Below are 20,658 nucleotides of genomic sequence, written 5' to 3'. Positions count from 1 at the left end.
TGGAGTGCTTACAACAATGGCAAAGATCGTCGACATCAAAGGTCGTGAAGTTCTCGATTCGCGTGGCAACCCCACCGTGGAAGCCGATGTACTGCTCGACAACGGCATCATCGGCAGCGCCTGCGCGCCGTCGGGTGCTTCCACTGGCTCGCGCGAAGCGCTGGAGCTGCGTGATGGCGACAAGAGCCGTTACCTGGGCAAGGGCGTGCTGAAGGCCGTCGCCAACATCAACGGCCCGATCCGCGACCTGCTGCTGGGCAAGGACCCATCGGACCAGAAAGCCCTGGACCGCGCGATGATCGAGCTGGACGGCACCGAGAACAAGGCCAAGCTGGGCGCCAACGCCATCCTCGCCGTGTCCCTGGCTGCCGCCAAGGCCGCCGCCCAGGACCAGGACCTGCCGCTGTACGCGCACATCGCCAACCTCAACGGCACCCCGGGCCAGTACTCCATGCCGGTGCCGATGATGAACATCATCAACGGCGGCGAGCACGCCGACAACAACGTCGATATCCAGGAGTTCATGGTCCAGCCGGTTGGCGCCAAGACCTTCTCCGACGGCCTGCGCATGGGCACCGAGATCTTCCACCACCTCAAGGCTGTACTGAAGGCCCGTGGCCTGAACACCGCCGTCGGTGACGAAGGTGGCTTCGCGCCGAACCTGGCTTCCAACGAAGACGCCCTGGCCGCCATCGCCGAAGCGGTCGAGAAAGCCGGCTACAAGCTGGGCACCGACGTGACCCTGGCCCTGGACTGCGCCGCTTCCGAGTTCTATGAAGACGGCAAGTACAACCTGTCCGGCGAAGGCAAGTCGTTCGACGCCGAAGGTTTCGCCGAGTACCTGAAGGGCCTGACCGAGCGTTTCCCGATCATCTCGATCGAAGACGGCCTGGACGAGTCCGACTGGGCTGGCTGGAAGATCCTCACCGACAAGATCGGCGAGAAAGTCCAGCTGGTTGGCGACGACCTGTTCGTGACCAACACCAAGATCCTGAAGGAAGGTATCGAGAAGGGCATCGGCAACTCGATCCTGATCAAGTTCAACCAGATCGGCTCGCTGACCGAAACCCTCGAAGCCATCCAGATGGCCAAGGCCGCTGGCTACACCGCGGTGATTTCGCACCGTTCCGGTGAAACCGAGGACTCGACCATCGCCGACCTGGCCGTGGGTACTGCCGCTGGCCAGATCAAGACCGGCTCGCTGTGCCGCTCCGACCGCGTCAGCAAGTACAACCAACTGCTGCGCATCGAAGAGCAACTGGGCGCCAAAGCCGTGTATCGCGGTCGTGCCGAGTTTCGCGGCTGAGCAAGAGATGGTAAAAAGGCAGCAGCCGGGGCCCGCTGAACGTTCGTAATGAACGTTTGGCTGTCTCCACGGGTTTCTGTCGACGAAGCCTGGCCTCGGCCAGGCTTCGTGCTATCGGAAGCTCGCTGCGGCGGCCTTTTTTACCCTGGATATCTTCATGCGCAGTCCCTATTGGTTGTTCCTCGTCCTGCTCCTGCTGCTCGGCGGCCTGCAATATCGCCTTTGGGTAGGTAATGGCAGCCTCGCGCAAGTGACCGAACTCAAGCAGCAGATCGCCGACCAGCATGCGGAAAACGAGCGCCTGCTGGAGCGCAATCGTGTGCTCGATGCCGAGGTCCTGGAGTTGAAGAAAGGTATGGAGACCGTGGAAGAACGGGCTCGTCATGAACTGGGGATGGTCAAGGAGGGCGAAACCCTCTACCAGCTGCCACAGAAATGACAAACGAACTGCCGGCCTTCTGGGCCGTGATTCCCGCCGCGGGCATTGGCGCCCGCATGGCTGCCGACCGGCCCAAGCAGTATCTGCAACTGGGCGGGCAGACCATTCTCGAGCATAGCCTCGACTGTTTCCTCGACCATCCCATGCTCAAGGGCGTGGTGGTCAGCATTGCCGAACACGACCCTTACTGGCCCGGCCTGCGCTGTGCCAGCGATCCGCGTATCCAGCGTGCCCCGGGTGGTGACGAGCGCGCTGACTCGGTGCTCAATGCGCTTTTGCTGCTGCACGCCCAGGGCGCGTCGGATGACGACTGGGTGCTGGTGCACGACGCCGCGCGGCCGAATCTGGCGCGTGGCGATCTGGACAAGTTGCTGTCAGCCCTGGCTGAAGATACTGTCGGTGGATTGCTCGCCGTACCCGCTCGGGACACGCTCAAGCGTGCCGACGGCGAGGGCAGGGTGGCGGCGACGGTCGATCGCAGCACCGTCTGGCAAGCCTACACCCCGCAGATGTTCCGTCTCGGCATGTTGCACCGGGCGCTGGCCGAGTGCCTGGTGTCCGATGTAGCAGTCACCGATGAGTCGTCCGCCATCGAGTGGGCCGGGTATGCGCCGCGCCTGGTCGAAGGGCGCAGCGACAATATCAAGGTGACCCGGCCAGAGGACTTGGAGTGGTTGCGCCAGCGCTGGGCTGGGCGTCGCTGAGCGATGGTCTGACGCCGTATCTGTAGGAGCGGCTTCAGCCGCGATCACTCGCGCAGCGGGTGCCTGACCGCGTTGCCCGCATCGCGGCTAAGGCCGCTCCTGCAAAGGCGTGGTGCGATACTCCGGCAACTGCGCCAACCCTTCCTTGAGATAGTCCACCAACCGCCGCACCTTCGGCGACAGATGCCGTTGTTGCGGATACAACGCCCATACCGCTGTATTCGGCGGTTGGTGCCCCTCCAGCAACGACACCAGCGCCCCGCTATGCAGATGCTCCAGCACGTAGTAGTCCGGCAACTGGCACAGGCCCATCCCTTGCAGCGCCGCATCCAGCACCGCCTGGCCGCTGTTGCAGCGCCAGTTGCCCTGCACCCGCTGGCTGATCTCGCGCCCCTCCTGCTGCAGCGCCCACAGGTCGGAGCTGCCGACCAGGCAATTGTGCCGCGCCAACTCCGACACGCTGTGCGGCCGCCCATAGCGTGCCAGGTAGGCCGGTGATGCGCACAGGTACATGCGTCGCGGCGCCAGGCGCGTGGCCACCAGCCGGGAATCCTGCAGGCGGCCCAGGCGGATCGCCAGGTCCATGCCCTCATGCAGCAGGTCGAGGGTGCGGTTGCTCAACTCCACCTCCACCCGCAACTGCGGGTACAGCGCCATGAAGCGCGTCACCAGCGGCACGATGAAGCGCTCGCCATAGGCTACCGCGCAGGTCAGGCGCAGCAGGCCCTTGGGTTCGCTGGCCAGGTCGCCCATGGCGCGCAACGCTTCCTCGCGGCCATCCTGCAGGCGCTGGCAGTGCTGGAGAAAGGTCTGCCCGGCTTCGCTGAGGGTCACCCGCCGCGTGCTGCGGTACAGCAGGCGGGTCTGCAAGCGTTCCTCCAGGCGGGCGATCTGCCGACTGATGTGCGACGAAGACACTCCGAGGCGTTCGGCGGCGGCGGTGAACTGGCCCATTTCTGCCACGGCGACGAATTCGTCGATGCCTTCCCAGCGGCTGCTCAATGGATTATCCCTGTATGGCAATAATGTTTTGTGAGTGGCCGGATTATTCATCAAAAGGCTGTGAATTACACTGCTTGCCTGCAATCGACACTCTTGTCTGGAGACCTTTGATGATCAAGTCCCGCGCTGCTGTAGCCTTCGAGGCCAAGAAACCCCTGGAAATCGTCGAAGTGGACGTGGCCATGCCCAAGGCCGGCGAAGTGCTGCTGCGCGTCGTCGCCTCGGGTGTCTGCCATACCGACGCCTATACCCTGTCTGGCGCCGACCCGGAAGGCATCTTCCCGTCGATTCTCGGCCATGAGGGCGGGGCGATCGTCGAGGCGGTTGGCGAGGGCGTGACCTCGGTGGCGGTCGGCGACCACGTGATCCCGCTGTACACCCCGGAATGCGGCAAGTGCAAATTCTGCCTGTCGGGCAAGACCAACCTGTGCCAAGCCATCCGCGCCACCCAGGGCAAGGGCCTGATGCCCGACGGCACCACCCGCTTCAGCTACAAGGGCCAGCAGCTGTTCCACTACATGGGCACCTCGACCTTCTCCGAGTACACCGTGCTGCCGGAAATCTCCGTGGCCAAGATCCAGAAAGAGGCCCCGCTGGAGAAGGTCTGCCTGCTCGGCTGCGGCGTGACCACCGGTATCGGCGCGGTGCTCAACACCGCCAAGGTCAAGCCGGGTGACACTGTGGCCATCTTCGGCCTCGGCGGCATCGGTCTGTCGGCAGTGATCGGCGCGGTCAAGGCCAAGGCTTCGCGCATCATCGCCATCGACATCAACCCGGCCAAGTTCGAGATCGCCCGGCAGCTGGGCGCCACCGACTGCATCAACCCGAAAGACTACGACCGCCCGATCCAGGAAGTGATCGTCGATCTCACCGACGGCGGCGTGGACTTTTCCTTCGAGTGCATCGGCAATGTGCAACTGATGCGCGCGGCACTGGAATGCTGCCACAAGGGCTGGGGCGAGTCGGTGATCATCGGCGTGGCCGGTGCCGGCCAGGAAATCGCCACCCGTCCGTTCCAGCTGGTCACCGGTCGCGTCTGGCGCGGTTCGGCCTTCGGCGGCGTGCGTGGCCGCAGTGAGCTGCCGAGCTACGTGGAAATGTCCGAGAAAGGCGAGATCCCGCTGGACACCTTCATTACCCATACCATGGGCCTGGAGGACATCAACAAAGCTTTCGACCTGATGCACGAAGGCAAGAGCATCCGCAGCGTAATCCACTTCTGAGGCCCTCGCCATGACGCTGGAAAACATCTCTTGCCAGAAAAGCTTTGGCGGCTGGCACAAGCGTTACCGGCACAGCTCCAAGGTGCTTGCCTGCGACATGGTGTTCGCGGTGTACCTGCCGCCCCAAGCCGAGCAGGGCGAAAAGCTGCCGGTGCTGTACTGGCTCAGCGGCCTGACCTGCACCGACGAGAACTTCATGCAGAAGGCCGGCGCCCAGCGCCTGGCTGCGGAGCTTGGGCTGATCATCGTCGCCCCGGACACCAGCCCGCGTGGCGAGCAGGTGCCGGGTGATCCGGACGGTGCCTGGGACTTCGGCCTCGGCGCGGGGTTCTACCTCAATGCCACCCAGCAGCCCTGGGCGCGCAACTACCAGATGCACGACTACGTGGTGCACGAGTTGCCGGAGTTGATCGAGGAGCATTTCCCGGCGTCAAGCCAGCGCAGTATCAGTGGCCACTCAATGGGCGGGCATGGCGCGCTGGTCTGCGCCTTGCGCAACCCGGGGCGCTACCGCTCGGTGTCGGCGTTCTCACCGATTAGCAATCCAATGGATTGCCCTTGGGGTGAGAAGGCCTTCAGCCGCTACCTGGGCGAAGACCGGGCGCAGTGGCGCGAGTGGGATGCCAGTGTGCTGCTGGCCGAGGCGGATGAATGCCCGCCGCTGCTGGTGGACCAGGGGGATCGCGATGACTTCCTTGAAAAGCAGCTCAAGCCAGAGGCGCTGGAGCAGGCGGCCCGTAAGGGCGGCCATGGGCTGACCCTGCGCCTGCAGCCAGGCTACGACCATAGCTACTACTTCATCGCCAGCTTCATCGATGAACACCTGCGCCATCATGCGGTGGCACTGGGCAGGGTCTGAGCCGCAGGGCCGTGAAGCAGCCCCAATACCGCAAAAGCAGGTAGAATCACGCCCTGACTCAATCAGGGCGTTCTTCTATGCGTATTGGCCACGGCTACGATGTCCATCGTTTCTGCGACGGTGATTTCATTACCTTGGGCGGGGTGCGTATCCCCCACAAGTTCGGCCTGCTGGCCCACTCCGACGGCGACGTGCTGCTGCACGCCCTGAGCGATGCCTTGCTGGGTGCCGCGGCGCTGGGCGACATCGGCAAGCATTTCCCCGACACCGACCCGCAGTTCAAGGGCGCCGACAGCCGGGTGCTGCTGCGCCACGTGGTCGCTGTCGTGCGTGACAAGGGTTGGAAGGTCGGCAATGTCGACGCCACCATCGTCGCCCAGGCACCCAAGATGGCCCCGCACATCGAGACCATGCGCCAGCACATCGCCGCAGACCTGCAGGTCGAGCTCGACCAGGTCAACGTCAAGGCCACCACTGAAGAAAAGCTGGGCTTCACCGGCCGCGAGGAGGGCATCGCCGTGCATGCGGTCGCCCTGCTGCTGCCAGCATGACCGAACTGGAACTGCTAGGCCCTCGGGCCTCGGGCGATGTCTTGGGCACCGCGGTGCTCAAGGCGGTGGCTGAAGACTTCCAGGTCGATGAAGTCCTCGATATCCCGCTGTCCGGCCAGGGCGAGCACCTGTGGCTGTGGGTCGAGAAGCGTGCCCTCAACACCGAGGAGGCGGCTCGCCGCCTGGCCCGCGCCGCCGGCGTGCCGGTGCGGGCCATCAGCTATGCCGGCCTCAAGGACCGCCAGGCCCTGACCCGCCAGTGGTTCAGCCTGCACCTGCCGGGCAAGGCCGACCCAGACCTGTCCCGTGCCGAGGACGACACCCTGCGCGTGCTCAAGCAGGTGCGCCACCAGCGCAAGCTGCAGCGTGGCGCGCATTCGGCCAATGGCTTCACCTTGCGCCTGACCGCGCTGGAGGCCGACCACCAGGCTCTTGATGCCCGCCTGGAGCAACTCAAGCAGCAGGGCGTGCCCAACTACTTCGGCAGCCAGCGCTTCGGCCATGCCGGTGGCAATGTGCACGACGCACAGGGCTGGGCCGCTCGCCAGGCGCTGCCCGAGCAGCGCAACCTGCGTTCGCGGCTGCTGTCGGCTGGGCGCAGCTACCTGTTCAACCAGGTGCTGGCCGCCCGTGTCGCCGACGGCAGCTGGCAGCGCGCCCAGGTCGGCGACCTGCTGGCCTTCACCGACAAGCGCAGCTTCTTCGTGGCCGGCGAGACCGAGTGCAACGACCCGCGCCTGGCCATTCTCGACCTGCACCCGACGGGCCCGCTGTGGGGCGCCGGTGCGGCACCGAGCCAGGGCGCGACCCTCGACCTCGAGTCCACGGTCGCCGGACGTCATCCGGCGCTGTGCGATTGGCTGGCGCGAGCGGGCATGGATCACGAACGGCGCATCCTGCGGCTCCCTATTGGGCGGCTGACGTGGCATTATCCCGAGCCTGATATCCTGCAACTGGAATTCGTCCTTCCGGCCGGATGCTTCGCCACCGTGGTGGTGCGCGAACTCGTCGATCTGGTGCCGGCAGGGCAGACGGACAGCCCATGCGTATTCTGATTTCGAATGACGACGGTGTTACCGCACCCGGCCTCGCCGCGCTGCATGAAGCGTTGGTGGACTATGCCGAGTGCGTGGTGATTGCCCCGGATCAAGACAAAAGCGGTGCTGGCAGCTCGCTGACACTGGACCGGCCGCTGCATCCGCAGACGCTGGCCAACGGCTTCATCAGCCTCAACGGCACGCCGACCGACTGCGTGCACCTGGGGCTCAACGGCCTGTTGCCGGAAACCCCGGACATGGTGGTGTCCGGCATCAACCTGGGCGCCAACCTGGGGGATGACGTGCTCTATTCGGGCACGGTGGCTGCGGCGTTGGAGGGGCGCTTCCTCGGCGGCACCTCGCTGGCCTTCTCGCTGCTGTCGCGCCTGCCCGACAACTTGCCGACCGCCGCCTACATCGCCCGGCGCCTGGTCGAGGCGCAGTCGCGCCTGGAGTTGCCGCCGCGCACCGTGCTCAACGTCAATATCCCCAACCTGCCGCTGGAGCATATACGTGGCATCCAGCTCACCCGCCTGGGGCACCGCGCGCGTGCCGCGGCACCGACCAAGGTGGTCAACCCGCGGGGCAAGGAAGGCTACTGGATCGCCGTGGCCGGCGATGCCGAAGATGGCGGCCCGGGCACCGACTTCCATGCCGTGATGCAGGGTTACGTGTCGATCACCCCGCTGCAACTGGACCGCACCTTCAACGATGCCTTCGAGCGCCTCGACGGTTGGCTGGAGGGCCTGCTCTGATGCGCGAACAGGACGATCTGCAGCGCCGCGGCATCGGCATGACCTCCCAGCGTACCCGGGAGCGGCTGATCCAGCGGCTCTATGAAGAAGGCGTGTCGAACGCCAAGGTACTCGAGGCCATTCGTCGCACCCCGCGCCACCTGTTCGTCGATGAAGCCCTGGCCCATCGCGCCTATGAAGACACGGCGCTGCCGATCGGCCACAACCAGACGATCTCCCAGCCGTTCATGGTCGCGCACATGAGCGAGCTGTTGCTGGAGGCAGGCCCCCTGGACAAGGTGCTGGAGATCGGCACCGGCTCGGGCTACCAGACCGCGATCCTGGCCCAACTGGTCGAGCGGGTGTTCTCGGTGGAGCGCATCAAGGTGCTGCAGGACCGGGCCAAGGAGCGCCTAGTCGAGCTCAACCTGCGCAACGTGGTGTTCCGTTGGGGCGACGGCTGCGAAGGTTGGCCGGCGTTGGCGCCTTACAACGGCATCATCGTCACCGCAGTCGCGCCTGAAGTGCCGCAGGCACTGCTCGATCAGCTGGCGCCGGGCGGACGCATGGTGATCCCGGTCGGGCCGGCGGGGGAGACCCAGCAACTGATGCTGATCGTGCGCGAAGAGCATGGCTTCTCGCGGCGGGTACTCGGCGCCGTGCGCTTCGTGCCGCTGCTCAATGGCCCACTGGCCTGAGCGGCGTAACGGAATATTTGCGGCGACGACGAATTCTTGCGCCTGGGCCCTGTCTATCTGGCGTGGCGCTTTTCGTACTGGATCAGGCCAACAGCGAGTCACCCCAAGCAGGGTGGCTCGGTTATAATTGAAACAATATTGCATTTTTGTATCGTCATTTTTTGACAGCATGAGGGGAGCGCGGGTGGGTCACACAGGCATGCGGCAGCGCAAGGATCGGTCGGTTTTGAAGCTTCTGGTGATCGCGCTGGCCATGGGGACCCTGCTGGCTGGCTGTTCCAGCACCAGCTCGAACGGCGCCCGCGTGGTCGACCGCAACAACGCCGCGCCCAAGCGCCCGACCGTCACCTCGGGGCAGTACATCGTCAAACCCGGCGACACGCTGTTCTCCATTGCCTTCCGCTACGGTTGGGACTACAAGGAGCTGGCGGCACGCAACAATATTCCCGCCCCCTACACCATCCGCCCGGGCCAGCCGATCCGTTTCAGCAGCGGCGCGGGGGGCAGCACGACGGTCGTCGGCAGCGCTTCTTCATCGAGCCGGACCACCGTGATCCGCCGGCCGGTTGCCACTACGGCGCCGGCAACCAGCAATGGCAAAAGTGCCACAACTGCCCCTTCCACCACCTCGCAAACGGTTGCCCAGGTGCCCGCCGCAGAGCGCGCGGTCGGCGGTTGGACGTGGCCGGCGAATGGCGTGCTGATTGGAAAATTCGCTTCAAACGGTAGTTTGAATAAAGGCATTGATATCGCCGGTGATTTGGGACAGCCTGTTTTTGCTGCGTCTGATGGAGCGGTGGTCTACGCCGGCAGTGGCTTGAGGGGCTATGGCGAGCTCATCATCATCAAACACAGCGATACCTACGTCAGTGCCTACGGTCACAACCGCAGGCTTTTGGTTCGGGAGGGGCAGCAGGTCAAGGCAGGGCAGACGATCGCAGAAATGGGGTCCACGGGCACTGATCGGGTGAAGCTGCATTTCGAGATTCGCCGCCAGGGCAAACCCGTCGATCCTCTCCAGTTCCTGCCACGCCGTTGATCATTGTCCCGGCCTGTTCCTTGGATGTAGAGGGGACAGGCTCCAGCGCTGCCATGGAAGGGTGACGCTCGAGTCTGAGTTCGAACTCAGCAAAGGACTATAACAATGGCTCTCAGTAAAGAAGTGCCGGAGTTTGACATCGACGATGACCTGCTTCTGATGGAGACGGGCATCGTTTTGGAAACGGATGTGGTGTCAGACGAACCTGCTGTACCTTCGGTTCGGACCAAGTCGAAACAGGGCGCATCGCTCAAGCAGCACAAGTACATCGACTACAGTCGGGCACTTGATGCGACCCAACTGTATCTCAACGAAATCGGCTTCTCGCCTCTGCTTTCGCCAGAGGAAGAAGTGCATTTCGCGCGCCTGTCGCAAAAAGGCGACCCTGCCGGGCGCAAGCGCATGATCGAAAGCAACCTGCGCCTGGTGGTCAAGATTGCCCGCCGTTACGTCAATCGTGGCCTGTCGCTGCTCGACCTGATCGAGGAAGGCAACCTGGGCCTGATCCGTGCGGTGGAGAAGTTCGATCCTGAACGCGGTTTCCGCTTCTCGACCTACGCGACCTGGTGGATCCGCCAGACCATCGAGCGGGCGATCATGAACCAGACCCGCACCATCCGCCTGCCCATTCACGTGGTCAAGGAACTCAACGTATACCTGCGCGCCGCCCGCGAGCTTACGCAAAAGCTCGACCACGAGCCGTCGCCTGAGGAGATCGCCAGCCTGCTGGAGAAGCCAGTGGCCGAGGTCAAGCGCATGCTCGGCCTGAACGAGCGGGTGTCCTCGGTGGATGTTTCGCTGGGGCCCGACTCTGACAAGACGCTGCTCGACACCCTCACCGATGACCGTCCCACCGACCCATGCGAACTGCTGCAGGATGATGACCTGTCGCAGAGCATCGACCAGTGGCTGGGCGAGTTGACCGACAAGCAGCGTGAGGTGGTGGTTCGGCGTTTTGGCCTGCGTGGGCATGAAAGCAGTACCCTGGAGGATGTCGGGCTGGAGATCGGCCTGACCCGTGAGCGGGTGCGGCAGATCCAGGTCGAAGGCCTGAAGCGCCTGCGCGAGATCCTCGAGAAGAATGGCCTGTCCAGCGAGTCGCTGTTCCAGTAGTCAGTGACGTGCGCCAGGCAGACGCCCCGACGTGTTCGGGGCGTTTGCGTAAGTGGCTTGGCGAACGCTTTGATCGATCCGAACGAAAACCCCGCCATCAAGGCGGGGTTCTCGTTTAGCCAGCAACGGTTTACTGGATCTGGCTGACCGAGCGTGGTGCAACCGGCTGGTTGTCGTTGGAGATGGTCACTTCCACACGACGGTTCTGCGCACGGCCGGAGTTGCTGCCGTTGTCCGCTACCGGATACTCCTTGCCATAGCCCTGGGCGACGATGCGCGCAGGGTCCACGCCGGCACGCACCAGGGCCATGCGCACTGCGGCGGCGCGACGTTCGGAGAGGGTCTGGTTGTAGTTGGCCGAACCGACGCTGTCGGTGTAGCCCTCGACGATCACCTTGCGCTCAGGGTTTTCCTGGAGGAACTGCGCCAGCTTGGTGACGTTCGGGTAGGCGCTGCTCTTGAGCTCGGCCTTGTTGAAGTCGAACAGCACATCGCCGAAGGTCACCAGGGTGCCGCGGTCGGTCTGCTTGGCGTTGAGGCTGTCCTGCAGTTTCCTGATCTGCGCATCGCGAGCGTCGAGCTTGGCCTGGGCGCGTTGTGCCGCGGCATTTTTCAGCTCGCCTTCGGCGGTGCGCAGGGCGATGGTCTGCTTGGCTACTTCGACGCGTTGATTGGTGAGGTAGGCGAGCTGGTCGACCTTCTTCTCATCCTCGCGATCCATGTAGGCCTTGTCGGCCTTGTTCAGCCAATCCTGGGCGTCCTTGGTCTCGAGCGCGGCCACCTTGCTCGACTGCGGATCGCTCTGCAGGGCGGAGAAATTGGTGCGGGCCGACTCGAGGTTGGCGTTCGGGTCGTGGGAGCAGGCGGCAAGGCCGACGCTCAGGGCCAGCAGGGCGGGAATCATGACGTAGTTGCGCATAGTGTTCATCCTTTGATCTTTAAACGAAGGCTATAGAGGCAGGGCAGGCTTACTCAGCGCTGCGCAGGCCTTCCTCACGTACGTCCTGGACGCCCTGGCGGGCATCCTGCACGGCCTTCTGGGCCTTGGCCGCCTGGGCTTTGCGCTCGGCAAGGCGGGCGTCCCATTCGGCCTGCTCGGCCAGCAGCTTGGCATCGTCATACTTCTTGTCGTGCATGGCGATTTCGGCCTTCTTGAACTTGTCCTGGGCAGCTTTCATTTCCACTGCTGCGAACTCGGTGCCACCGGCGCTGACTGCCGAGTTGACCGCCGATTGGGTCACGGCGTACTGCTCGGTAGGCGGCTTGCCCGCGCAGCCGGCCAGCACCAGGCTGCTGCCCAGGGCCAGCGCGGCCAGCTTGAGCCCGCGCAGATGAGTGGAGGAAGGTTGTGCGATGCGGGTCTTCATGGTGGTCAACTCCATTGGGTCACTCCTGTTAAACGACGATGCCACGCAGTGACAATCGCTGTTCCCCTGTTGCCAGCGTCGGGCGCAAAGGCCCGTGTTTACAGGGTTTTGCCGTGATGGCTATTGGCTGTGACCGAAGCGGTTTTTGAATAGTTCAGAAAAATTTGCACGCTAAAGGTATTTTTTTCTGACTAATCAGTCAGCGGATTTCGCCTGGAACTTCCGCTATAGATGACGGTATGCCGGGCAGCGCCCGGCACCCGGGAGGGCTCAGTGCGAGGGGTCTTTCTGTACCCGGCCAAGGGCCTGCAGGTGGCGCCGGGACAGGGCCAGAAAGCGCGGCGTAGGGCCGATGTCCTCGTACAACGGGTCGCCTTCCTCGTCGGTGGCGATCACCTGCTGGCCCTTGACGTAGGGGAAGCTGGCCTCGAGCTCTTCCAGTGCCGCCGCCACCAGCTCACCCAGGAGTTCCTCGGGGCTGCGCTTGGGGTACATGTCGATCAGCGCGGCCAGGCGCGCTTCTGCTTCCATGTCCAGGTGCAGGACATGACCGGTGGGGCTCAGGCGGCCGGCGGCGTTCTGTTCCCAGTGCTGGGCGAGTTGGCGAATTTTCATGATGACCTCTGTCAAAGCCTGGAGTGGCATTGCTTCGGATGACCTGTGTTTACTTTAGTTGCTTTGGCGGCTCGCGGCTTGCCAGGGGCGGGCGCGAGTGGGCACTCTTGGGCGCATGCGGTTTCCTGGAGTGGAGAAGGCTGATGAGTGATATCGATCTGCGCTTGCGCGAGGATGTGCACCTTTTGGGAGAACTGCTTGGCGAGACCATCCGCCAGCAGCATGGCGAGGCGTTCCTGCAGAAGATCGAGGACATCCGCCACAGCGCCAAGGCCGACCGGCGCGAGGCTGGCGAGCAACTGAGCTCGACCCTGGGCGACCTGGCCGAGGAGGACCTGCTGCCGGTGGCGCGGGCGTTCAACCAGTTCCTCAACCTGGCCAACATCGCCGAGCAGTACCAGCTGATCCGCCGCCGTGACGCCGGCCAGCCCGAACCGTTCGAGGCCCGCGTGCTCCCCGAATTGCTGGCGCGCCTGAAGGCGGCTGGCCACGGCAACGATGAGCTGGCCCGGCAACTGGGTAAGTTGCACATCGAGCTGGTGCTTACCGCGCACCCCACCGAGGTGGCCCGGCGTACCTTGATCCAGAAGTACGACGCCATTGCCGCGCAGCTGGCCGCGCAGGACCACCGCGACCTCATCCCCGCCGAGCGCCAGCAGGTGCGTGAGCGCCTGCGCCGGTTGATCGCCGAGTCCTGGCACACCGAGGAAATCCGCAGGACCCGGCCGACGCCGGTGGACGAGGCCAAGTGGGGCTTCGCGGTGATCGAGCATTCATTGTGGCAGGCGGTGCCCAACCACCTGCGCAAGGTCGACACGGCACTGTTCGAGGCGACCGGACTGCACCTGCCACTGGAGGCGGCGCCGGTTCGCTTTGCTTCCTGGATGGGCGGTGATCGTGACGGCAACCCCAATGTCACGGCGGCGGTAACCCGCGAAGTGCTGCTGCTGGCGCGCTGGATGGCCGCCGACCTGTTCCTGCGTGATATCGACTACCTGGCCGCCGAGTTGTCCATGCAGCAGGCCAGCGCCGCACTCAAGGAAAAGGTCGGGGACAGCGCCGAACCTTACCGGGCGCTGCTCAAGCAGTTGCGCGACCGCCTGCGTGCCACCCGCGCCTGGGCCCACGCCTCGTTGGCCGCGACGCAGCCGGCCAGCGCGGCGGTGCTGGTGGACAATCGCGACCTTATCGCGCCGTTGGAGCTGTGCTACCAGTCGCTGCATGAGTGCGGCATGGGCGTGATTGCCGACGGCCCGTTGCTCGACTGCCTGCGCCGGGCGGTGACGTTTGGTCTGTTCCTGGTGCGCCTGGATGTGCGTCAGGACGCTGCCCGCCATCGCGATGCGCTGTCGGAAATCACCGACTACCTCGGGCTCGGCCGCTATGCCGAGTGGGACGAAGAGCGACGCATCACCTTCCTCCAGACCGAGCTGAAGAATCGCCGCCCGTTGCTGCCGGCGCACTTCCAGCCCCAGGCCGATACCGCCGAAGTACTCGCCACCTGCCGCGAAATCGCCGCGGCCCCGGCGGCGTCGCTGGGTTCGTACGTGATATCCATGGCCGGCGCGGCGTCCGACGTGCTGGCGGTGCAGCTGTTGCTCAAAGAGGCCGGGTTGACCCGGTCGATGCGCGTGGTACCCCTGTTCGAGACCCTGGCCGACCTGGACAACGCAGGCCCGGTCATGGAGCGCCTGCTCGGGCTGCCGGGCTATCGCGCCGGGCTGCAGGGCCCGCAAGAGGTGATGATCGGCTATTCCGACTCGGCCAAGGATGCCGGCACCACGGCGGCGGCCTGGGCCCAGTACCGTGCTCAGGAAAACCTGGTGCGCATCTGCCGTGAACACCAGGTCGAGCTGCTGCTGTTCCATGGCCGCGGTGGCACGGTGGGACGTGGCGGTGGCCCTGCTCACGCGGCGATCCTGTCGCAGCCGCCGGGCTCGGTGGGCGGGCGTTTTCGCACCACCGAACAGGGCGAGATGATCCGTTTCAAGTTCGGTCTGCCGGGCATCGCCGAGCAGAACCTCAATCTTTATCTGGCCGCGGTGCTGGAGGCGACCCTGTTGCCACCGCCGCCGCCTGAGCCGGCCTGGCGCGCACTGATGGACCAACTGGCCGCCGACGGCGTCAAGGCCTACCGCGCCGTGGTGCGCGAGAATCCGGACTTCGTCGAGTACTTCCGCCAGTCCACCCCCGAGCAGGAGCTTGGCCGGCTGCCGCTGGGCAGCCGCCCGGCCAAGCGCCGCGCCGGCGGCATCGAAAGCCTGAGGGCGATCCCTTGGATCTTCGGCTGGACCCAGACACGGCTGATGCTGCCGGCCTGGCTCGGCTGGGAGACCGCGCTGAACAATGCCCTGGCACGCGGGCAGGGGACGCTGCTGGCGCAGATGCGCGAACAATGGCCGTTCTTCCGTACCCGCATCGACATGCTGGAGATGGTCCTGGCCAAGGCCGATGCGCAGATCGCCGAGGCCTACGACGAACGTCTGGTGCAACCCGAACTGCTGCCGTTGGGCGCGCACCTGCGCGACCTATTGTCGCAGTCGTGCCAAGTGGTACTGGGTCTGACCGGGCAGTCGGTGCTACTGGCGCACAGCCCGGAAACCCTGGAATACATCCGCCTGCGCAACACCTACCTGGACCCGTTGCACCGCCTGCAAGCCGAGTTGCTGGCACGCTCGCGCAGCCGTGAAGCCGCTCTGGACAGCCCGTTGGAACAGGCCTTGCTGGTGACGGTGGCCGGGATCGCGGCCGGGTTGCGCAACACCGGCTGAGTTAGGCCGAGGGTAGGCGCGATGAGTGGCAGGGCTGGCCGTGGCCGCTCCTTCCATGGCCGGTTGCGCCCGGCGCAACCTGTCCCCCGGCAAGCTGCAAGTGGCGCATTCCTGCCACTTTGGGACGCTTGTCGGGGGGGCGGGCGCTGTGTATCTTGAGCAGCCTTTTGACCGATTTTGCGGTCTCGACCGATTTTTCCGGAGTTGGCCTTGTGCGCCGAATCCGTTGATTTGCATAAAAAATATGAGGAGCACAAGATGCGCGTAATTCTGCTGGGAGCTCCCGGGGCCGGTAAAGGTACTCAGGCAAAGTTCATCACCGAGAAGTTCGGTATTCCCCAGATCTCCACCGGTGACATGCTGCGTGCCGCCGTCAAGGCCGGTACCCCACTGGGCCTGGAGCTGAAAAAGGTCATGGATGCCGGCCAGCTGGTCTCCGACGAGCTGATCATCAGTCTGGTCAAGGAGCGCATCGCGCAGGCTGACTGCGCCAACGGCTGCCTGTTCGACGGCTTCCCGCGCACCATCCCGCAGGCTGAAGCCATGGTCGCTGCCGGCGTCGACATCGACGCCGTGGTCGAAATCGCCGTGGACGACGAAGAAATCGTCGGCCGCATGGCTGGCCGCCGCGTGCACCTGGCATCCGGCCGCACCTACCACATCCAGTACAACCCACCGAAGGTGGAAGGCAAGGACGACGTCACCGGCGAAGACCTGATCCAGCGCGATGACGACAAGGAAGAAACCGTGCGTCACCGCCTGTCGGTCTACCACAGCCAGACCAAGCCGCTGGTGGACTTCTACCAGAAGCTGTCGGCCGCCAACGCCGGCAAGCCGAAGTACAGCCACATCGAAGGCGTCGGTTCGGTCGAATCGATCACCGCCAAGGTACTGGCAGCCCTGAGCTGATCCCTCACCGTGCGTCACGACGGCCCGCTTGCGGGCCGTTGTCGTTTATACTGCCGCTCTTTTCCCTGTTGCCTGGATACCTTGCTCGATGACCACCCTGCTGGCCCTGGATACCGCTACCGAAGCCTGTTCCGTCGCCTTGCTGCATGACGGCAAGGTGACCAGCCATTACGAGGTGATCCCGCGCATGCACGCGCAGAAGCTGCTGCCGATGATCAAGCAGTTGCTGGCCGAATCGGGTGTGGCGCTGAGCGCGCTGGATGCCATCGCCTTCGGCCGTGGCCCGGGCGCCTTCACTGGCGTGCGTATCGCCATCGGCGTGGTCCAGGGCCTGGCCTTCGCCCTGGAGCGCCCGGTGCTGCCGACGTCCAACCTGGCGGCCCTGGCCCAGGGCGCCTTGCGTGAGCGTGGCGTGCAGCAGGTGGCCGCGGCCATCGACGCGCGCATGGACGAGGTGTACTGGGGTTGTTACCGCGCCGAACAGGGCGAGATGCGCCTGATCGGCCAGGAGGCGGTACTGCCGCCAGAGCGCGTGGCCCTGCCGCAAGGCCCGGGCGAGGCATGGTTCGGTGCCGGTACCGGCTGGGGCTACGCCGAGCGCCTGGCCGTGCAGGTTTCTGCCAGCGATGCGGCCGCGTTGCCTAGCGCCCTGGATATCCTCACTCTGGCCGGCTTTGCCTGGGCACGGGGCGAGGCGGTGGTCGCCGAACAGGCGCAACCGGTCTACCTGCGCGATAATGTGGCTACGCCCAAGGCGCGTTGAAGGCATTTCGTCGGCTATCGCCGTTCACGATAAAACCTTTTGCGCGAACTGTGGTCCAGTTATCAGTTCGGGCATTAGCGAAGGATTCCTGATGCTGCTAAATTGCCATCATTGATCCTGAGTGCCTTTTTCATGCGTATCGACGGCTTCTCCTCACAGAGCTACCCCATCAAGCGTGCGCCACGCAAGGCGCCAGCGCGTGACGAAGCCATCGACGAAGCCGATGCCGAGATCATCGAGGACATCGACGCGCAGATCAGCCGCGCCAGCCGTCGCGGCGAGAACCTGCCCGCCCGCCAGCAGGACCTGATCTTCCCCCGCGCCCGCAACCGCCGCACCTCCACCGCCCTGGCCAGCTACCTGACCACTGCAGGCTTCACCGACTGGGAGATGGAAGTGCTGGGGCTGGACCTGTACATTTGATGGATGACGCCATCACCCCTCCCTTATTTCCTCGGTTGCCCGTCCTGGGCTGAAAACGCCTGGCGCGAGTACCTCTATCCGGCCGACGCCCGCAGTGGCGAGTTCCTCGGGCTCTACAGCCAGGTATTCAATGCCGTTGAAGGCAATACCACCTTCTATGCCCGTCCCGCGCCGGCGACCGTCGAGCGTTGGGCGCAGATCATGCCGTCGGGGTTTCGCTTCACGGCCAAGTTTCCGGGCGATGTAAGCCATGCCGGCGACCTGCGCGAACAACTCGATGCGGCCGTCGATTTCACCCGGCTGATGGCGCCCCTGGGCGAGCGCGTTGCGCCGTACTGGCTGCAGTTGCCGGCAATGTTCGGCCCGTCGCGCCTGGGCGAGCTGGCGTATTTTCTTGATGAGATCGGCGTGCCCCTGGCGGTGGAGGTGCGCAACGATGCCTTCTTCGCCCGGGGCGAGGAGGAGCGTCAGCTCAATCGCCTGCTGCATGAACGTGGAGTCGAGCGTATCTGCCTGGATCCGCGTGCGTTGTTCAGTTGCACCTCGCGCGAGCCCGCGGTGCTCCATGCCCAGGCCAAGAAGCCCAAGGTGCCGCCGCGCCCAGCGGCCTTCAGCCAGTCTCCGCAGGTGCGTTTCATCGGTCACCCGCAGCTCGAGGCCAACGAGGCGTTCCTCACGCCGTGGATCGACAAGGTCGCTGCCTGGATCGAAGAGGGCCGCAGCCCCTACGTGTTCCTGCATACTTCCGACAATCGCCTGGCGGCGGCGCTGGCCCAGCGTTTTCACCAGCGGCTGATGGCGCGCCTGCCGGGCCTTGCAGCGCTGCCTGAATTGCCCCGCGCCCCTGAGGTCGAACAACTGGGGTTACTTTGATCTGATTGCCGGGAGGTTGAACCATGGATGTGCAAACCCTGCGAGCCGAAGCCTTCAAGGCGCTGCATGAGCAAGATGGCGCGTTCGTCATCCCCAACCCGTGGGATGCCGGCTCCGCCCGGCTGTTGGCTAGCCTGGGATATGAAGCGCTGGCCACGACCAGCGCGGGGCTGGCGTTCAGCCTGGGGCGGCCGGATGCCGAGGGCGCGCTGACGCTCGAGGAAACCCTGGGCAACGCCCAGGCGATCGTCGATGCCACGCCATTGCCGGTGGCGGCGGACCTGGAAAACGGCTTCGGCGATTTGCCCGAGGACTGCGCACAGACCCTTCTGCGCGCCGCCGAGGCGGGGCTGGTGGGTGGTTCGATCGAAGATGCCAGCGGCCGCGCCGAAGCGCCGATCTACGACTTCGACTTGTCCGTGGCGCGTGTACGCGCCGCCGTGCAGGCTGCCCGCAGCCTGCCGTTCCCCTTCACCCTTTGCGCGCGCGCCGAGAACCTGCTGCACGGGCGTCTCGACCTGGATGACACCATTCGCAGGCTGCAAGCCTATGCCGAGGCCGGCGCCGATGTGCTGTATGCCCCGGGGCTGCGCAGCGTCGATGAGATCCGTGCGGTGGTGCAGGCCGTGGCGCCAAGGCCGGTGAACGTGCTGATGGGCATGGCGGGCGTGCCCTTGAGCGTGAATCAGTTGCAAGACCTGGGCGTCAAGCGCATCAGTGTCGGCTCATCGCTGGCGCGTGCCGCCCTGGGCGCTCTGCAGCGGGCCGCGCTGGAGATCCGTGAGCAGGGCACTTTCAGTTATGGCGAGCAGGCGTTGCCATTCGCTCAGCTCAATGACTTGTTCCGTCGCTGAGGCCGCATGAGCAAAACGTTGACCGTACTGGCCAGCCTGCTGCTGGCCGTGCTTGTTGCCTGGTGGCTCGGTTGGCGCCCGGCGGATGCTTGGAACCCTTGGGCGGTGCTGGACGTGCGGCAGCCGCCGAACCTGCTGACACCCTACAAGCTGTCGCGCCTGCGCGCCAACCCCGAGCTGTGCCGTCAGGCGTTGCAGACCTCGTCATTGCGCTATCGGCAGCAAAGCGACAGCCCGGTGACGGCCAACTGCCCGTTGCGCAACGTCTGGCGCGTCGAAGGCGGTCAGGCGCGGCTCAGCAGCAGCTTCCTCGCCAGTTGCCCGCTGGCCGTGGCCTATGCGCTGTTCGAGGTGCATGGGTTGCAACCGGCGGCGCAGCGGGTGTTCGGCCAGCCAGTGACCCAGGTTGATCACCTGGGCAGCTTTGCCTGCCGCAACGTCTACCATCGCAAGCAAGGGCGGCTCAGCCAGCATGCCAGCGCCAATGCCCTGGATATCAGTGGTTTTCGCCTGCAGGACGGCCAGCGTATCGTGTTGGCGCGGGACTGGCAGGGAGATGGGCGCAAGGCGGACTTCCTGCGCCAGGTGCAGGAGGCGGCGTGCGCAAGCTTCAGCACGGTGCTGGGGCCGGACTACAACGCCGCCCACCACAATCACTTCCATGCGGACATGGGCTTCTGGCAGATCTGCCGCTGAGGTTCAGGCGTGCAGGCGCACGTTGTTCAGCACTACCGGGCGCGCCCAGTGGATATCGAACTCCAGGTCGTTCTGCTGCTTGGCCAGCGTGCTGTCGTCGAAGGGCTCGGGCGCAGGGTCGAGCAGGCCGGTCTCGAACTCGGCGATGGGCAGGAACAGCGGGCGTGGCGTTGGGCCAGGGCCGGGCTCGGCGATGGGGTGGCCCTGGCTCATGACCACTGGACGCACCCAGCTGTTGTCGATGTCGAGCTGGCGTTGCTGCTCGATCAACTCGACGGTGTCGAAGGGCTCGGGGGCAGGGGGCAGCAGTTTGGCCTCGAGTTCCGCCTTGGGCAGGAACAGCGGCTCGGGTGGTGCCACCTCGGTGTCGTGAACCGGCAGGGCGCGCTGGGCATCGATCAGGGCCAGGGCACGGGCGCCGCCGATCGGTTCGCCGCTCTCCTGGTCGCACTGCATAAGCGCCTGGCTGAAACCGTCGACTTCGCCTTCCTGTTGCTCTGCCATGGCGCGGGCAAAGAAATCCTGCCACAGGTGGCTGACGCCACCCAGTGCCTGGGTATTCTGTCGACCGTAGTTGCCGACGGGCGACAAGTAGGTCAAGCCAATGGGAAGAGTGTCTGACATGGCAGTCGCGGGCGTTGTGCTCTGGCAGAATAGCGGGATATTGCCTGTATCGGCTCTG

23 protein-coding genes are annotated in these 20,658 nt (G+C 64.8%); 18 read left to right on the top strand and 5 right to left on the bottom strand.

Annotated elements, in window-relative coordinates; all coding sequences use genetic code 11:
• Positions 1–16: 16 nt before the first annotated feature.
• The 3 genes from eno (at position 17) to ispD (ending at position 2,449) form a co-directional block, all read left to right on the top strand.
• Positions 17–1,306, top strand: a complete 1,290-nt coding sequence (gene eno / locus KHO27_RS16605) for a phosphopyruvate hydratase (RefSeq protein WP_008099635.1) — start codon at positions 17–19, stop codon at positions 1,304–1,306.
• 157 nt (positions 1,307–1,463) lie between these two features.
• Entirely contained in the window at positions 1,464–1,745 is a 282-nt protein-coding gene (ftsB, locus tag KHO27_RS16600; RefSeq protein WP_011535259.1) for a cell division protein FtsB, read from the top strand.
• Positions 1,742–2,449 carry a 2-C-methyl-D-erythritol 4-phosphate cytidylyltransferase gene (ispD, locus tag KHO27_RS16595; RefSeq protein WP_110701898.1) on the top strand — a complete coding sequence of 236 codons (708 nt, stop codon included), beginning with the start codon at positions 1,742–1,744 and terminating at the stop codon, positions 2,447–2,449. Before ftsB ends, ispD begins: the two co-directional genes overlap by 4 nt.
• Positions 2,450–2,536: 87 nt before the next feature.
• Here ispD and KHO27_RS16590 read toward each other — a convergent pair whose 3' ends face one another.
• Positions 2,537–3,451 carry a LysR substrate-binding domain-containing protein gene (locus KHO27_RS16590; RefSeq protein WP_102684061.1) on the bottom strand — a complete coding sequence of 305 codons (915 nt, stop codon included), beginning with the start codon at positions 3,449–3,451 and terminating at the stop codon, positions 2,537–2,539.
• Positions 3,452–3,561: 110 nt separating this feature from the next.
• Here KHO27_RS16590 and KHO27_RS16585 point away from each other — a divergent pair, with 110 nt between their 5' ends.
• The 8 genes from KHO27_RS16585 (at position 3,562) to rpoS (ending at position 10,705) form a co-directional block, all read left to right on the top strand.
• A complete protein-coding gene (locus KHO27_RS16585) occupies positions 3,562–4,674 on the top strand; it encodes an S-(hydroxymethyl)glutathione dehydrogenase/class III alcohol dehydrogenase (protein ID WP_016712915.1) in 1,113 nt (370 codons plus the stop codon).
• A 10-nt stretch (positions 4,675–4,684) separates the two neighbouring features.
• Positions 4,685–5,533: an S-formylglutathione hydrolase gene (fghA, locus tag KHO27_RS16580; protein WP_110701900.1), complete on the top strand. Its 849-nt coding sequence runs from the start codon at positions 4,685–4,687 to the stop codon at positions 5,531–5,533.
• A 77-nt stretch (positions 5,534–5,610) separates the two neighbouring features.
• Entirely contained in the window at positions 5,611–6,084 is a 474-nt protein-coding gene (ispF, locus tag KHO27_RS16575) for a 2-C-methyl-D-erythritol 2,4-cyclodiphosphate synthase (RefSeq protein ID WP_102684063.1), read from the top strand.
• Entirely contained in the window at positions 6,081–7,139 is a 1,059-nt protein-coding gene (gene truD, locus KHO27_RS16570) for a tRNA pseudouridine(13) synthase TruD (protein WP_214500498.1), read from the top strand. The genes ispF and truD overlap by 4 nt, the downstream gene beginning before the upstream one ends.
• Positions 7,127–7,876 carry a 5'/3'-nucleotidase SurE gene (surE, locus tag KHO27_RS16565; protein ID WP_046854410.1) on the top strand — a complete coding sequence of 250 codons (750 nt, stop codon included), beginning with the start codon at positions 7,127–7,129 and terminating at the stop codon, positions 7,874–7,876. Before truD ends, surE begins: the two co-directional genes overlap by 13 nt.
• Before the next feature lie 38 nt (positions 7,877–7,914).
• Positions 7,915–8,553 (top strand): protein-L-isoaspartate(D-aspartate) O-methyltransferase, encoded by a 639-nt coding sequence (locus tag KHO27_RS16560; protein WP_162175259.1) that lies wholly within the window; start codon positions 7,915–7,917, stop codon positions 8,551–8,553.
• A gap of 184 nt (positions 8,554–8,737) precedes the next feature.
• On the top strand, positions 8,738–9,592 hold the full coding sequence (locus KHO27_RS16555; RefSeq protein WP_102684066.1) for a peptidoglycan DD-metalloendopeptidase family protein: 855 nt from the start codon (positions 8,738–8,740) through the stop codon (positions 9,590–9,592).
• Between the two features lie 105 nt (positions 9,593–9,697).
• Positions 9,698–10,705 (top strand): RNA polymerase sigma factor RpoS, encoded by a 1,008-nt coding sequence (rpoS, locus tag KHO27_RS16550; RefSeq protein ID WP_011535249.1) that lies wholly within the window; start codon positions 9,698–9,700, stop codon positions 10,703–10,705.
• Positions 10,706–10,835: 130 nt separating this feature from the next.
• Here the strand turns inward: rpoS and lptF are convergent, their stop codons facing one another.
• The 3 genes from lptF to KHO27_RS16535 all read right to left on the bottom strand — a co-directional run bounded on the left by lptF (position 10,836) and on the right by KHO27_RS16535 (position 12,687).
• Positions 10,836–11,624, bottom strand: coding sequence for a lipotoxin F family OmpA-related lipoprotein LptF (lptF, locus tag KHO27_RS16545; protein WP_046854412.1), 789 nt, complete (start codon positions 11,622–11,624; stop codon positions 10,836–10,838).
• A gap of 49 nt (positions 11,625–11,673) precedes the next feature.
• On the bottom strand, positions 11,674–12,087 hold the full coding sequence (locus tag KHO27_RS16540; RefSeq protein ID WP_046854413.1) for a DUF4398 domain-containing protein: 414 nt from the start codon (positions 12,085–12,087) through the stop codon (positions 11,674–11,676).
• A 255-nt stretch (positions 12,088–12,342) separates the two neighbouring features.
• Positions 12,343–12,687 (bottom strand): hypothetical protein, encoded by a 345-nt coding sequence (locus tag KHO27_RS16535; RefSeq protein ID WP_046854414.1) that lies wholly within the window; start codon positions 12,685–12,687, stop codon positions 12,343–12,345.
• Positions 12,688–12,830: 143 nt separating this feature from the next.
• Here KHO27_RS16535 and ppc point away from each other — a divergent pair, with 143 nt between their 5' ends.
• From ppc to KHO27_RS16500, 7 genes are all read left to right on the top strand, one after another.
• Complete coding sequence (gene ppc, locus KHO27_RS16530; RefSeq protein WP_214500497.1) at positions 12,831–15,458, top strand: phosphoenolpyruvate carboxylase; 2,628 nt, start codon at positions 12,831–12,833, stop codon at positions 15,456–15,458.
• 258 nt (positions 15,459–15,716) lie between these two features.
• Positions 15,717–16,367, top strand: a complete 651-nt coding sequence (gene adk, locus KHO27_RS16525; RefSeq protein WP_023632584.1) for an adenylate kinase — start codon at positions 15,717–15,719, stop codon at positions 16,365–16,367.
• An 88-nt stretch (positions 16,368–16,455) separates the two neighbouring features.
• Positions 16,456–17,130, top strand: coding sequence for a tRNA (adenosine(37)-N6)-threonylcarbamoyltransferase complex dimerization subunit type 1 TsaB (gene tsaB / locus KHO27_RS16520; protein WP_102684073.1), 675 nt, complete (start codon positions 16,456–16,458; stop codon positions 17,128–17,130).
• A 132-nt stretch (positions 17,131–17,262) separates the two neighbouring features.
• Positions 17,263–17,553: a hypothetical protein gene (locus KHO27_RS16515; protein WP_038707592.1), complete on the top strand. Its 291-nt coding sequence runs from the start codon at positions 17,263–17,265 to the stop codon at positions 17,551–17,553.
• A gap of 3 nt (positions 17,554–17,556) precedes the next feature.
• On the top strand, positions 17,557–18,426 hold the full coding sequence (locus tag KHO27_RS16510; RefSeq protein WP_110701908.1) for a DUF72 domain-containing protein: 870 nt from the start codon (positions 17,557–17,559) through the stop codon (positions 18,424–18,426).
• 23 nt (positions 18,427–18,449) lie between these two features.
• On the top strand, positions 18,450–19,280 hold the full coding sequence (locus KHO27_RS16505; protein WP_110701910.1) for an isocitrate lyase/PEP mutase family protein: 831 nt from the start codon (positions 18,450–18,452) through the stop codon (positions 19,278–19,280).
• Between the two features lie 6 nt (positions 19,281–19,286).
• Positions 19,287–19,976, top strand: a complete 690-nt coding sequence (locus tag KHO27_RS16500) for an extensin-like domain-containing protein (protein ID WP_110701912.1) — start codon at positions 19,287–19,289, stop codon at positions 19,974–19,976.
• A gap of 3 nt (positions 19,977–19,979) precedes the next feature.
• Here the strand turns inward: KHO27_RS16500 and KHO27_RS16495 are convergent, their stop codons facing one another.
• A complete protein-coding gene (locus KHO27_RS16495) occupies positions 19,980–20,600 on the bottom strand; it encodes a hypothetical protein (RefSeq protein WP_046854420.1) in 621 nt (206 codons plus the stop codon).
• Between the last annotated feature and the right edge of the window lie 58 nt (positions 20,601–20,658).

Source organism: Pseudomonas sp. RC3H12, from assembly GCF_018596375.1.
Lineage (GTDB): Bacteria > Pseudomonadota > Gammaproteobacteria > Pseudomonadales > Pseudomonadaceae > Aquipseudomonas.
Note: the sequence above shows the minus strand (reverse complement) of the source record. Positions and strands in the feature narration are given on the sequence as shown.

Bases quoted from the DNA above. Each gene is read 5' to 3' on its own strand.
- KHO27_RS16500 (WP_110701912.1), top strand. From the start codon at position 19,287: ATGAGCAAAACGTTGACCGTACTGGCCAGCCTGCTGCTGGCCGTGCTT.
- adk (WP_023632584.1), top strand. From the start codon at position 15,717: ATGCGCGTAATTCTGCTGGGAGCTCCCGGGGCCGGTAAAGGTACTCAG.
- lptF (WP_046854412.1), bottom strand. From the start codon at position 11,624: ATGCGCAACTACGTCATGATTCCCGCCCTGCTGGCCCTGAGCGTCGGC.
- KHO27_RS16560 (WP_162175259.1), top strand. From the start codon at position 7,915: ATGACCTCCCAGCGTACCCGGGAGCGGCTGATCCAGCGGCTCTATGAA.
- KHO27_RS16515 (WP_038707592.1), top strand. From the start codon at position 17,263: ATGCGTATCGACGGCTTCTCCTCACAGAGCTACCCCATCAAGCGTGCG.
- KHO27_RS16495 (WP_046854420.1), bottom strand. From the start codon at position 20,600: ATGTCAGACACTCTTCCCATTGGCTTGACCTACTTGTCGCCCGTCGGC.
- ppc (WP_214500497.1), top strand. From the start codon at position 12,831: ATGAGTGATATCGATCTGCGCTTGCGCGAGGATGTGCACCTTTTGGGA.
- KHO27_RS16585 (WP_016712915.1), top strand. From the start codon at position 3,562: ATGATCAAGTCCCGCGCTGCTGTAGCCTTCGAGGCCAAGAAACCCCTG.
- KHO27_RS16505 (WP_110701910.1), top strand. From the start codon at position 18,450: ATGGATGTGCAAACCCTGCGAGCCGAAGCCTTCAAGGCGCTGCATGAG.
- ftsB (WP_011535259.1), top strand. From the start codon at position 1,464: ATGCGCAGTCCCTATTGGTTGTTCCTCGTCCTGCTCCTGCTGCTCGGC.
- eno (WP_008099635.1), top strand. From the start codon at position 17: ATGGCAAAGATCGTCGACATCAAAGGTCGTGAAGTTCTCGATTCGCGT.
- KHO27_RS16540 (WP_046854413.1), bottom strand. From the start codon at position 12,087: ATGGAGTTGACCACCATGAAGACCCGCATCGCACAACCTTCCTCCACT.
- KHO27_RS16510 (WP_110701908.1), top strand. From the start codon at position 17,557: ATGACGCCATCACCCCTCCCTTATTTCCTCGGTTGCCCGTCCTGGGCT.
- surE (WP_046854410.1), top strand. From the start codon at position 7,127: ATGCGTATTCTGATTTCGAATGACGACGGTGTTACCGCACCCGGCCTC.
- truD (WP_214500498.1), top strand. From the start codon at position 6,081: ATGACCGAACTGGAACTGCTAGGCCCTCGGGCCTCGGGCGATGTCTTG.
- fghA (WP_110701900.1), top strand. From the start codon at position 4,685: ATGACGCTGGAAAACATCTCTTGCCAGAAAAGCTTTGGCGGCTGGCAC.
- ispF (WP_102684063.1), top strand. From the start codon at position 5,611: ATGCGTATTGGCCACGGCTACGATGTCCATCGTTTCTGCGACGGTGAT.
- rpoS (WP_011535249.1), top strand. From the start codon at position 9,698: ATGGCTCTCAGTAAAGAAGTGCCGGAGTTTGACATCGACGATGACCTG.
- KHO27_RS16535 (WP_046854414.1), bottom strand. From the start codon at position 12,687: ATGAAAATTCGCCAACTCGCCCAGCACTGGGAACAGAACGCCGCCGGC.
- tsaB (WP_102684073.1), top strand. From the start codon at position 16,456: ATGACCACCCTGCTGGCCCTGGATACCGCTACCGAAGCCTGTTCCGTC.
- ispD (WP_110701898.1), top strand. From the start codon at position 1,742: ATGACAAACGAACTGCCGGCCTTCTGGGCCGTGATTCCCGCCGCGGGC.